General features: G+C 69.0%; 13 protein-coding genes. 12 read left to right on the forward strand and 1 reads right to left on the reverse strand.

Translation table 11 applies throughout. The annotated features are described in order from the left end of the window. Positions 1 to 581: IS110 family transposase (locus FH969_RS13690; protein WP_139987699.1), on the reverse strand; the 581-nt coding region annotated here is incomplete at its 3' end. Positions 582 to 1,100: 519 nt separating this feature from the next. On the opposite strand from FH969_RS13690, the gene FH969_RS13695 reads away from it, so the two are divergent. The 12 genes from FH969_RS13695 to FH969_RS13750 all read left to right on the forward strand — a co-directional run bounded on the left by FH969_RS13695 (position 1,101) and on the right by FH969_RS13750 (position 12,002). Then, a complete protein-coding gene (locus tag FH969_RS13695) occupies positions 1,101 to 1,727 on the forward strand; it encodes a DUF305 domain-containing protein (RefSeq protein ID WP_342777036.1) in 627 nt (208 codons plus the stop codon). Positions 1,728 to 2,026: 299 nt separating this feature from the next. Next, positions 2,027 to 2,491 carry a thioredoxin domain-containing protein gene (locus FH969_RS13700; RefSeq protein WP_234417807.1) on the forward strand — a complete coding sequence of 155 codons (465 nt, stop codon included), beginning with the start codon at positions 2,027 to 2,029 and terminating at the stop codon, positions 2,489 to 2,491. Next, positions 2,472 to 3,497, forward strand: coding sequence for a cytochrome c biogenesis CcdA family protein (locus FH969_RS13705; protein ID WP_342777037.1), 1,026 nt, complete (start codon positions 2,472 to 2,474; stop codon positions 3,495 to 3,497). Before FH969_RS13700 ends, FH969_RS13705 begins: the two co-directional genes overlap by 20 nt. A gap of 44 nt (positions 3,498 to 3,541) precedes the next feature. Then, the gene (locus FH969_RS13710; RefSeq protein WP_342777038.1) at positions 3,542 to 4,111 is read left to right on the forward strand and encodes a peroxiredoxin family protein; all 570 of its coding nucleotides are present in this window, start codon (positions 3,542 to 3,544) and stop codon (positions 4,109 to 4,111) included. A 235-nt stretch (positions 4,112 to 4,346) separates the two neighbouring features. After that, entirely contained in the window at positions 4,347 to 5,162 is an 816-nt protein-coding gene (locus FH969_RS13715; RefSeq protein ID WP_108718105.1) for a prolipoprotein diacylglyceryl transferase, read from the forward strand. Between the two features lie 186 nt (positions 5,163 to 5,348). After that, positions 5,349 to 6,062 carry a response regulator transcription factor gene (locus FH969_RS13720; protein ID WP_108718104.1) on the forward strand — a complete coding sequence of 238 codons (714 nt, stop codon included), beginning with the start codon at positions 5,349 to 5,351 and terminating at the stop codon, positions 6,060 to 6,062. 65 nt (positions 6,063 to 6,127) lie between these two features. Continuing rightward, positions 6,128 to 7,216 carry a sensor histidine kinase gene (locus FH969_RS13725; RefSeq protein ID WP_246071965.1) on the forward strand — a complete coding sequence of 363 codons (1,089 nt, stop codon included), beginning with the start codon at positions 6,128 to 6,130 and terminating at the stop codon, positions 7,214 to 7,216. A gap of 96 nt (positions 7,217 to 7,312) precedes the next feature. Next, entirely contained in the window at positions 7,313 to 7,588 is a 276-nt protein-coding gene (locus FH969_RS13730) for a hypothetical protein (protein WP_199916530.1), read from the forward strand. Beyond that, a complete protein-coding gene (locus FH969_RS13735) occupies positions 7,585 to 7,830 on the forward strand; it encodes a DUF2933 domain-containing protein (RefSeq protein ID WP_108718102.1) in 246 nt (81 codons plus the stop codon). Before FH969_RS13730 ends, FH969_RS13735 begins: the two co-directional genes overlap by 4 nt. Positions 7,831 to 8,096: 266 nt before the next feature. Further along, positions 8,097 to 10,970, forward strand: coding sequence for a heavy metal translocating P-type ATPase (locus FH969_RS13740; RefSeq protein WP_139987703.1), 2,874 nt, complete (start codon positions 8,097 to 8,099; stop codon positions 10,968 to 10,970). 67 nt (positions 10,971 to 11,037) lie between these two features. Continuing rightward, positions 11,038 to 11,319 carry a metal-sensitive transcriptional regulator gene (locus FH969_RS13745; RefSeq protein WP_060958338.1) on the forward strand — a complete coding sequence of 94 codons (282 nt, stop codon included), beginning with the start codon at positions 11,038 to 11,040 and terminating at the stop codon, positions 11,317 to 11,319. 188 nt (positions 11,320 to 11,507) lie between these two features. Continuing rightward, positions 11,508 to 12,002 carry a Na+/H+ antiporter NhaA gene (locus FH969_RS13750; protein ID WP_108718099.1) on the forward strand — a complete coding sequence of 165 codons (495 nt, stop codon included), beginning with the start codon at positions 11,508 to 11,510 and terminating at the stop codon, positions 12,000 to 12,002. Positions 12,003 to 12,084: the final 82 nt, after the last annotated feature.

Genomic DNA, 12,084 nt, shown 5'->3' on the forward strand with positions numbered 1-12,084 from the left:
GCCTCTGTGGCGGTGACCGGCGCGTGTGTGGGGCGGGAGGCCGCCAGCGCAGCGATCAGCTTGGTGTTCGACATGCCCCGGTAGCGCGAACGCAGTTCTTCTGGAGCCGTGATCAGCATGCCCTTGATCTGGTTGATCGTCGCCGTCCTGGCCGTCAGCGCTGAGGACCGGGACGTGCGCAGTACTCGTAGCGACTCCACCAGCCCGTCGCCGCCCTTGGGTGCGGCGCTGGCTCGGCCCGAGAGCACCGCTTCAGCGGCAGAGTAGGCGTCGAAGGGGTCGCTCTTGCCGCGTAGCCGGCGGTCGAAGCGGTTGGGGCGGTTGACCTCGCTGACCTCGATGCCCGCGCCTCGGATCGCACGACTGACCCCAGCACCGTAGGAGCCGGTGCACTCGATACCTACCTTCACCAGCCCGGGCCAGGACCGCAGAAACTGCAACGCCGCCTGGTAGCCGGCCGCGGTGGCCGAGACCTTCACATCGGCTAGTCGTCGTCCGGCTCCGTCGATCGCCGCGACGTGGTGGGTCTCGGCGTGGGTATCGATGCCGCCGTAGACCTCGATCTGATCTTGCTTCACCATTGGAACTGCGCCCTTCCGTGTTGTCGGGTGCGCAGCCCGGCCGGGCGTCAGTCAGTTCACTATCGGGGATCTCGCCAGACTCCTATCAGGACATGACGGCCCGCCGGGCTGCACTTTCGGGAGTGAGCCGAGCCGGTCGACACGTCGCAGACAGGACAGCCACCAACAAGCAGCGGCGTCAGAAGAGCCGTGAGTCAGACCCGCCCACCAGACCATCCTGCGTCCACCGAGCCGAGACCGCCACGCCCATCAAGGAGCCAGACCAACCGGTCCACGGGATCCATAGTGAAGAGCCGCGAATCGGGCTCGAAGAAGGCTTGCATGACGCACGATGCCCGGCACCGCACGGTCAGCGCTCCAGGTCTTGATCAGACCTTCATGGTTCGGGGATCAGGTGTTGATCCTGGCACGCGAATCTGGTGACTCCATGTCTGCGAGGTCGGGCGAGAGTCCGAGCGTGAGGACGCCCCGATGGACGGATGCACACGACGTGCAGCACAGGATGAGGAGCGAGATCTGTTGAGTACGACGAAGACGAAGATGGTGGCCGTCGCCGGGGCTGCAGCGTTGGTGATCGCGCTGGCTGGGTGTAGTTCGGAACCTGAGTCTGCTGGTGGGCAGGCCTCCCCGACGGCGACGGACTCGCCTGCGACGCAGGAGGCGGTTGTGCATAACGAGGCTGATACCGAGTTCGTGCAGATGATGATCGTGCATCACGAGGGCGCGATCGAGATGGCCGACCTGATCGTGGAGCGAGCCAGCACTGCGCAGGTGCGCGAGCTGGGTGAGCGGATTCGTGATGCCCAGGGACCAGAGATCGAGCAGATGACCGGCTGGCTGGAGGCCTGGGGGGAGGAGCTGCCGTCCGGTATGGACCATGGCGGCATGGACCACGACGGCATGGACATGGGGGGCATGGATCAGCAGGAGGCGATGCAGGCGCTGGCGGACGCCGAGGATGCCGAGGTGGATCGGCTGTTCCTGGAGCTGATGATCGAGCACCACCGGGGGGCCATCGAGATGGCGCAGTCTCAGGTTGAGAACGGTCAGAATGCGGACGCGATCGCGTTGGCGGAGGACATCATTACCGCGCAGGAGGCCGAGATCACCGAGATGGAGCAGATGCTCGACGAGTCCTGGATGTAGAGTTTCGGGTTGCGCCGCAACGCACCAACGTCCCCGGCGACCGCTACGAGCGGTCCCCGGGGACGTTGGTGTGTTGCGGCGAGTTCATCCTGGGGAGGACGGCGCAGGTCGGGGGTCAGCGACGAGAGCCGTTCCAGGATGCGACAGGCACGCTCAGCTCCTGGGGTGCCTGCCGCGCCGGTCGCCCGAGCCGCAGTGGCAGTGGATCGGGTGACGCGCGAACAGGGGCCGGGCTCGGGCTCGCCGAGCCCCTGGTTCGCGTGTCCCCGGCTTGCCGTGGGGTCGATCACCGTGGCCGGGTGGTGACCAGCGGGTGGCTTCATCGAATGTTGATCGAACCCCGATCGGTGGCGTGGGGCGGTGCGGTGAACATGGTCTCGACAGCGAACCTCGCGCGGCCACGCGCAGGGGGCGCCCACGAGGAGATCGAAGGATCGGGTGGTTCAGCAATGAGGTACACGCCGCGTATCACGGTGGTATCAGCCCCGGCGTGCCACTTCTGCGAGGACGCCGACCAGGCGTTGCAGGAGTTGGCGCGCGAGTTCGCAATTGCGGTCAGCCACGTCGCGCTCGACAGCGCTGAGGGCAGGCGGCTGGTCGCTGAGCACCGGTCGGCCATGAGCCCACTGGTGTTGCTGGAGGGGGCCTACTTCAGCTCGGGCCGGCTGCCGCGCAAGAAGCTCGCCCGTGCGCTGGCTCGGATGGGCGCGGCCACCCTCTCTCGGGCCGGTTCAGGCGCGTTGGGTGGCGCTGGTGGGAAGTGAGCTGCTGACCACCGGGAGTGTGGTGGCGGCGTTCCTGGCTGGTGGGGTGGCGTTGTTCGCGCCGTGCTGCATCGTGTTCCTGGCACCGAGCTACCTGGCCGGCGCGGTCAAGAACCGGCGATGGCGGTTGTTGCCGTTGACGTTCGTCTTCGCCGCCGGGTTGGGTGTGGTGCTGCTGCCGCTGACCCTGGGAGCCAGCCTGCTGGCCGGTGCCATCGCCCGGTACCACCAGGTGCTGTACTACGCCGGCGGCGCCTTGATGATCGGACTCGCTGTGCTGGCGCTGTCGGGGCGCATGTGGTCGCTGCCGAGCTTCGTGCGTGCACCGGACACGACGCGGGCCGACACCGCGAGCTTCTTCGCTCTGGGGGTGTTCTCGGGCATCGCCTCGGCGTGTTGCGCACCCGTGCTGGTCGGTGTGATGACCCTCTCGGCCCTCTCGGCGACTCCGGCTGGTGGGCTGGTGCTTGGACTGGCCTACGTGTTCGGGATGGTGTTCCCGCTGTTCGTCATGGCCCTGCTGTGGGATGCCGCCAGGCTGGGCGAGCGCACCTTCTGGCGCGCCAAGCCGGTCCGCCTAAGGGTGCGAGGGCACGTGCTGGCCACCAACACGGTCAACCTTGTCGTGGCCGTCGGGTTCATGGTCATGGGCGGAGCGGTCATCGCCTTGGCCAACCAGCCGGGCATGACCGGCGGCACCGAGGCCCAGTCGGCCATCGCTACCTGGCTGACCGAGACGTTCCTGCGCATCCAGCAGTGGGCCGCGCCCATACCTGAGCCCGTTCAGGCGCTGATCCTGTTCGTGGTGGCCGGGGCGTTCATCTGGGCCACGCTCATCGGGCGCCGCAGAGCGCGGCGCACCGGCTCCCTCGACTCCATGGCCGGGCACGGTTCGGCCGCAGAGACAGCTCTCGATCCCGTGGAAGGTCACCCATCCGCAGGCGAGAACCACGGCAGTCCGGTGCCGACCTGCCACGACACGACCAGCACGAGGAACCCGCAATGACCTCTCGATCTGCCACCCGACGAGCCAAGGAGCGCCAGGAGACGATGAGGCACGAGCAGGACACCCGGGCACGCCGCAGGAGGACGGCGCGCCTGAGCATCGTGAGCTTGGTGATCCTGGCGGTCGTCGCATTGGTGGTCATGGCGCTGCTGTCTGCCCGGCCCGAGCAGTCCGACCAGGTGCGCACGGCTCCCGACTTCACCCTCCCCGCCTCCGACGGCACCTCGGTGAGGCTCTCGGACCTGCGCGGCGCGCCGGTGCTGCTCTACTTCAACGAGGGCGCCGGCTGCGACGCCTGCATCGTCCAGATGACAGCGATCGAGGCCGAGCCGGGCTTCGCCGACGCCGGCATCACCGTCCTGCCGATCGTGATGAACACCGCAGAGCAGATCAACGCCGAACGCGAACGCCTCGGAGCCACCAGCGCGTTCCTGCTCGACGACGGCGCCGTCTCCGCCGAGTACGACACGCTCGGCACCGGCATGCACGAGGGCCTGCCCGGGCACGGATTCGTCCTCATCGACGCAGACGGCCAGCAGGTCTGGTCCGGCGACTATCCCTCGATGTGGATCGACGCCGACGACCTGCTGGGCATCGCCCTCGACAACCTCTAGCCCACCCATCCCCACACGCCCACGATCCACGGAGGACACGATGACCACCTGCTGCCGCGATAGTGCACCCGACCGAACGGCCGCTGCAGACCAGAGGTGCTGCGGCGGGCATGCCGCCACGCAGCCGACCACCGGGCACGAAGCCTGCTGCACGGTTCCTGAGACCGACAGCCGCCTCAGCGACGCTGCCGACCGAACACCCCGATAGGCGACCAGCCCACCACAGGAGCGCACCATGCGACCGATCCTCTTCTCCGTCCTCGGCCTGGACATCCAGACCTACGGCCTCAGCAAGGCGCTGGCGGCGCTGCTGGGCGCCTTCCTGCTCGGACGGGCCTTCCAGCGCCTGGGCCTGAAGAAGGACGACGCTCACGCCCTGGTGCTGTGGGCGACGGTCTGGGGGTTCGTTGGCGCGAAGATCTACCACCTGCTGGAGAACCTGCCGAACCTCACCTGGCACCACTTCGGCGGCACCGGGTTCACCTGGTACGGCGGGCTCCTGGCCGGCCTCGCCGCCGCGCTCGTGCTCATCCGCCGTCGACACCTACCTCTGGCCGTGGTCGCCGATGCAGCGGCGATCCCGTTGACCCTGGCTTACGGGGTCGGCCGGCTGGGGTGCTGGTTCTCCGGCGACGGCACTTACGGGCGACCCACCACACTGCCGTGGGGCATGACGGTCTCCGATGGCACGGTTCCCACCGACGTGCCCGTGCACCCCACACCCCTGTACGAAGCACTTGCGGCCGTCCTGATCGCTGCTGTGCTGTGGCGGGTGGCCCGCCGGCGACAGCCGCCCCTGACGATCTTCGCCGGCTATCTGATCCTCAGCGGTGGTGCACGGTTCGCGGTCGAGTTCCTGCGCATCAACGAGCCCGCGCTCTTCGGTTTGACGCAGCCACAGCTGTGGTCGATCACCAGCATGCTCGCCGGTGCTGTCCTGGTCGTCATGGTCCGCCGACGCCACCTGCAGGGCAGCAGTGCGCCACCCCGCCTCGCAGCACGCGACCGGTCACTGGCGCCACCCGCGGTGTCGTCCTCGACCCCTTCCTGACTCAGCCGATGCGCCGGCCCGGCAGGAGTCCGCAGCAACGACACGCGTCCACGGGCCCAGCGAGCAAGCCAGGTGCGCCCTCAGGCTCGCGACCCATTCGTCCGTTGCCGTTTCCCACCCGTGGCACCGACGAACAGGCCCACGCTGATGGCCACTTTGTCGGGGTGAGCAGAGACACTGGTAGGCATGAACACTTCTACTTCCGATAGTCGCCGTGCTCTCGTCGTCGACGATGAGCAGCCGCTGGCGCGTGTGCTGGCCGGCTACTTGGAGCGGGAGGGGTTCGAGGTCGACCTGGCCTTTGACGGGCCCTCCGCAGTGGAGCTGGCCCGGCAGGGTGATCCACTGGTGATCATTCTCGACCTGGGCCTACCGGGCCTGGACGGGGTGGAGGTCTGCCGCCAGATCCGCACCTTCTCAGACTGCTACATCCTCATGCTCACCGCCCGCGCCGAGGAGATCGATACGTTGATCGGGTTGTCGGTCGGGGCTGATGACTACATGACCAAACCGTTCAGCACTCGTGAGCTGATCGCCCGGGTCGGGGTGATGATGCGCCGACCCCGCACCGCACCGGCTGCGGCGGCGCTGGCGGAGCGGCTGGTCTTTGGCGGGTTGAGCATCGATCAGTCGGGACGTGAGGTTCATTTGGACGGCGAGCCGGTGGCGCTGACACGCACCGAGTTCGACGTGCTGGCGGCCCTGGCGGCCCATCCGCGACAAGTCTTCACCCGCCAGGCGTTGATCAACGCAGTCTGGGGTGCGGACTGGGTGGGCGATGAGCATCTGGTGGACGTGCACATCCTGCACGTGCGGCAGAAGTTGGGCGACAGCGCCAAGGAGCAGAAGTACGTGCGCACGGTGCGCGGCGTCGGGTACCGGATGGGCACAGGCCAATGACTGCGCGGAGCCGGTCGGCGGCGTCGGGGCGCGCGGGTGGGATCGCTGCGCGCCTGATCATCGCGATGGCGCTGGTGATCATCGCCGGAGGCATCACGGCACTGCTGATCGCCGCCCTGGTGGGGCCGGTGTTCTTCCACCACCACCTGATCGAGGTGGAGAACTCGCCCGGGACGACGTTCGAGCATGCCGAGGCCGCCTTCATCTCGGCCAGCACGCTGACCCTGGCCATCGCTCTGGGAGCCTCGGCGCTGACCTCGTTGGCCGTCAGCCTGATCTTGGCCCGCCGCATCGGTGCCTCGCTGGGCACCATGTCCACTGCTGCGGCTCAGGTGGCCGCGGGCCGATTCCAGGCCCGCGTGGCACGGCCGCGGGTGGGTGCGGAGTTCGATGAGCTGGCCGACGCCTTCAACGACATGGCCACCCGCCTGGACCGTGACGAGGACCTGCGGCGGCGGCTGATGGCCGATGTGGCGCATGAGCTGCGCACCCCGGTCACCACGATCTCCGCGACCGTGGACGCCCTGGAAGACGGGGTGCAGCAGCTGGACCCGCAGACCGTCGAGGTGCTGCGCACCCAAGCTTCTCGGCTGACCCGCCTGGCCGCCGATCTCGCCGCCGTGACCCGGGCCGAGACCGGCGCCCTGCACCTGGACCGGCAACCCATGACCCCGCAGGAGGTGCTGGAGGTGGCGGCCGAGTCCGCCCGTGACCGCTACACCGCCGCCGGCGTCGAGCTGGTCGTCGAGGCCAGCACACACCTGCCCGAGGTCTGGGTGGACGCCGATCGGTTTGGGCAGGTGCTGGCCAACCTGCTGGACAACGCGCTGCGCCACACCCCGACCGGTGGCCGGGTCGGCCTGGGCGCGAGCCGGCACGGCGACGGCGTGCGGCTGGTGGTCGCCGATACCGGTGAGGGTATCGACGGTGTCCATCTGCCCCACGTATTCGAGCGGTTCTACCGGGTCGATACCGCCCGCGACCGTGACCACGGCGGCTCCGGTATCGGGTTGAGCATCACACGGGCGCTCGTGCACGCCCACGGCGGCACGATCACCGCCCACAGCGCCGGAGTGGGCACCGGGACCCGGTTCGTCATCGACCTGCCCGCAGCAGCGACCGTGGCTGATCTGCCCACCGCTGATCTTCAGTGAGACTTCATCAAGCGACCGCCTCTTCTTGATCCCCCTGGCCCAGGCTGGAACCAAGCCACCGGTGGCACACACCGGGGTCAGCGCAAGGAGACCGTGATGGGCCTGTGGTGCAACCAGATGGGCGTCGCCGGCTGGGCCGCCATGATCGCCCTGTGGGTCGGGTTGCTGGTGGTCGTCGTCTGGGCCGTGTCTCGGATGTTCCCCACCCCCCGCCGACGGCCCGATCCCAGCCTCGACCCGCAGGCACTCCTGGATGCCCGCCTCGCCGCGGGCGAGGTCGACCCCGAGACCTACCGGTCGCTGCGCTCCCAGCTGGCCGACCCCTCCCACCTGGCCGACTCCGCGCCGGTCACCACGAAAGGACCACGATGAAACACCACCTCAAGCACATGGCCATCGGCGCGGTCGTCATCCTCGCCGTGTTGCTGGCCTTCGGCGTCAACCTGGGCCAGGCCCTGCCGTATGCGATCCTGCTGGCCTGCCCCTTGGGGATGGTCGCGATGATGTTCTTCATGAACCGCCAAGGCGGCCACAACCACGGCGACGCCACCGGCCAGGACCCGGGGCACGAGCACGTCACGCCGACCCGCGAGGACCACGAACGCATCCCCTGAGACCGACCCTCGACCCAGGCGTCGGCCCTTCCGTTCTGGCCGGCGCGGGCGTGCCCCCGCTGATCCCCCTGCAGCGCACACGCCCGCGCCGGCCTCGTCATTCCTGCACACCGCAGACGGCACGGGGTCACGCACAGCGGGCGTCTTCATCGAACTTTCATCGATCCATCAGGGCAGTACAGGTTCCGCCCGCCTACTGTGGGAGATACCCCCACCGGGTATCGGCGGGGTTCGAGCCATCTGGCCCAACAGGAAGGAGCGAGGTCATGGGAATCCTCGCCACGCTGGCCGCGGCCCTGGTGCTGACGGCCCTGATCGGCTGGTACTTCTTCGGCCCGAAGAAGTCCCGCCGCGCACAGGTCGATGGCGGTGTGCAGGTCGTGACCGTCTCGGTCAAGGGCGGCTACAGCCCCGACGTCATCGAGGTCGTCCAGGGCGTCCCGGTGCGGATGGTCTTCGACCGTCAGGAGTCCGGGGACTGCTCCTCCCGGGTGGTCTTCCCCGACTTCAAGGTCAACCAGTCCCTGCCCGCCTACGCCACCACGGCCGTGGACTTCACCCCCCAGGAGGTCGGTGAGTACGGCTTCGCCTGCGGGATGAACATGCTGCACGGCAAGGTCCGAGTGGTCTCCGGCACCGCTGCCGCTGGTGGTGCCGACTCGGGTGCTGCGGCAGCCTCGAACCCACCCACCGGTGGTGGCGTGATCGCACCCCCACGCCCGACCGAGGAGATCGCGCCGGTGACGGGCGCTTCGCACGAGCACCAGAGCGGGGGCGAGACTGCCACCACCGCGGTGGGTGGTCCGGTGGCGCTGCATGTGGCCGAGGACGAGTCGGTCGACGCCGAAGCCGCCGAGCGCGCGAGCGAGATCGCCGATCTGCGTCGGCGAGTGATCATCGGCGCGGTGCTGACCTTCCCGGTGCTGGTGGCGGTGATGGCCCATGAGCTGTTCGGGGCGATGTGGCCCGGGGTGCTGCTGGAGCCGTGGCTGCAGCTGCTGCTGATCGCCCCGGTCATGGTCTACACCGGCTGGCCGATCCACCGCACCGGGTGGCTGGCGCTCTCGCACCGCACCGCCGAGATGAACTCCCTGATCACCCTCGGCACGATCGCCGCCTTCGGGTTCAGCCTGGTGGCCACCTTCGTCCCGGACGTGCTGCCCGCCGATGCCCAAGAGGTCTACTACGAGGCCGTCGGGGTCATCTTGACGCTGATCCTGCTGGGCCGGCTGCTGGAGACGAAGGCCAAGGCCGGAACCGGTGAGGCCATCCGGGCCCTGATCGGCCTGCAGCCACGCACCGCGCGGGTCATCCGCGCCGGTGAGGAGCTGGAGATCGGCGTCGGTGACGTCCAGGTCGGTGACGTGATCGCGATCCGCCCCGGAGAGAAGCTGCCCGTGGACGGCGAGGTCAGCGAGGGCACCTCGGCGATCGATGAGTCGATGGTCACCGGCGAACCGATCCCGGTCCTCAAGGCCGCCGGGGACACCGTCATCGGTGCCACGATCAACCAGACGGGGGCGTTCCGCTACGTGGCCACGAAGGTCGGCGCGGACACCATGCTCGCCCAGATCATCCGCCTGGTCCGCGAGGCCCAGGGCTCCAAGGCCCCGATCCAGCGCCTGGTCGACAACGTCTCCAGCTACTTCGTGCCCGCCGTGATCGTGATCGCGGTCTGGACCTTCGCGATCTGGTCCCTGGTCGGCCCGCCGCCGGCCGGGATCTTCGCGCTGGTCGCCGCGGTCGCGGTGCTGATCATCGCCTGCCCCTGCGCCCTTGGCCTGGCCACCCCGCTGTCGATCACCGTCGGTACCGGCAAGGGCGCCACGCACGGCATCCTGATCCGCTCCGCCGAGGCCCTGGAGACCGCCCACAAGCTCACCACCGTGGTCCTGGACAAGACCGGCACCATCACCAAGGGCGCCCCGTCGCTGACCGATGTGCTACCGGCTGACGGGTTCGACGACACCGAGCTGCTGGCCCTGGTCGCCGCCGCCGAACGCGACTCCGAGCACCCGCTCGCGGCCGCGATCGTGGCCGGCGCCACCAACACCGGGCACGCCCTGGGCACACCACAGGAGTTCACCTCGATCACCGGTCAGGGCGTGCGTGCCCTCGTCGAGGGCCGCCAGGTGCTGGTCGGCAACAAGCGTCTCCTCACCGGCGCAGGCATCGACCCCACACCCCTGAGCGGCGACCTCGAACGTCTCGCCCGAGACGGCAAGACACCCATGCTCGCCGCTGTGGACGGTCGCCCGGCCGGAGTGATCGGCGTGGCCGACACCCTCAAGGACGGCTCGATCGAGGCGATCGCCGCCCTGCAGGCGCGCGGGCTGGACGTGGTGATGATGACCGGCGACAACCGCGACACCGCCGCAGCCATCGCGCGCCAGGTCGGCATCACCCGGGTCCTGGCCGAGGTCATGCCCGAGCACAAGGCCGCAGAGGTCAAGCGCCTGCAAGCCGAGGGCGGGATCGTGGGGATGGTGGGCGATGGCATCAACGACGCCCCCGCCCTGGCCCAGGCCGACGTCGGCTCGGCCATCGGCACCGGCACCGACGTCGCCATCGAGTCCTCCGACATCACCCTGATCTCGGGGAACCTGTCCGGCCTGGTCACCGCCGTGGACCTATCCCGAGCCACCATGCGCAACATCCGACAGAACCTCGGCTTCGCCTTCGGCTACAACGCCCTGGGCATCCCCATCGCCGCCGGAGCCCTCTACCCCGCCTTCGGGCTGCTGCTCAGCCCGATCATCGCCGCCCTGGCCATGGCGCTGTCCTCACTGTCGGTCGTCGCCAACTCCAACCGGCTGCGCCGCTTCAACCCCGCCCCCGTGCCCGCGGCCATCACGACACCGGCCACTACTACCGAACAACCGGTGGTCGAGCTCGGAGGGGACCACCACCACGACGAGAACACCAACGACGACAAGGAAGAGACCGCCATGACCCACCACCACGAGGCCGCCTCGCACCACAACGCCACCGTGACCGACCCGGTGTGCGGGATGAGCATCGACCCGGCCACCGCCGCAGCCACCCGTGAGCACGACGGCGTCACGTTCTCCTTCTGCTCCGAGCACTGCGCAGCCACCTTCGACGCCGACCCCCACCGCTACGGCCACCCCGCCCACTAGCGCCACCGCCAACCACGTGGCCAGGGCACACACACAAGGCGACCGGCCCGCACCAGGAAGGACGGCCATGACCACCACCGGAACCGACCGCGACGCCCTGCACCGCCGGCTGCACCGGATCGAAGGACAGGTCCGCGGCATCGAGCGCATGGTCGAACAAGACGCCTACTGCATCGACGTCCTCACCCAGGTCGCCGCCGCCTCACGCGCCCTGCAATCGGTGGCCCTGCTGCTGCTCGATGACCACCTGCACCACTGCCTCACCGAGGCCGCCCAAGCAGGGCCGAACCTGCACACCCAGAAGGTCACCGAGGCCTCCCAGGCCATCGCACGCCTCGTGCGCAGCTAGGCCACCCCCACCACCATCGCCCCTGACCCGCCGGACCCGTTCGGTGGCGCACCGCTGCGGCCTCGAACCGGCCCACGACCACCCACGGAGACCGACATGCCGCACCCGGCACGAAGGACGCGACACGCCCACCACCACCGGCAGCCGTGCCCGCTCCCGCCTCGCGTTCGCCGGCACAGGCGGCAGTGATGGACCGGAAGGACGCCCCGGGCACAGCACGCACCATGCCCGCCGGCCCCCGCGGGGGGCCGCTGCGCCGGTTCGTCGCCATGGAGAACTCCGGGGCGATCGTGCTCATCGTGGCCACCATCGCCGCCGTGGCGTGGGCCAACTCCCCGTGGGCCAGCACCTACGAGGCACTGTGGACCACCCAGCTGGGCCTCCAGGCCGGAACCTGGGAGCTGTCCCACAGCCTGCGCGACTGGGTCAACGAAGGACTGATGGCACTGTTCTTCTTCGTCGCCGGGCTGGAGATCCGCCGCGAGTTCGACATGGGCGAGCTGCGCGAGCGGCGACGTCTGGCGGCCCCAGTGATCGCCGCGGTCGGCGGCATGATCGTGCCCGCACTGCTCTACCTGGCCATCAACGCCGGGGCGGACTCGATGCGCGGCTGGGGCATCGTGGTCGGCACCGACACCGCCTTCGCACTCGGTGTCCTGTCGCTCTCGCGTGGGGTGTCCTGAAGCGCCCCGGGTTTTGTGGAGGCTCGGTTATCTGGAACCGGCTCCGACGGGAACCTGTTCTTCAACGTAGCTGACGGGCTTG

Origin of the sequence: Miniimonas arenae (assembly GCF_006351005.1) — a bacterium.
Lineage (GTDB): Bacteria > Actinomycetota > Actinomycetes > Actinomycetales > Beutenbergiaceae > Miniimonas > Miniimonas arenae.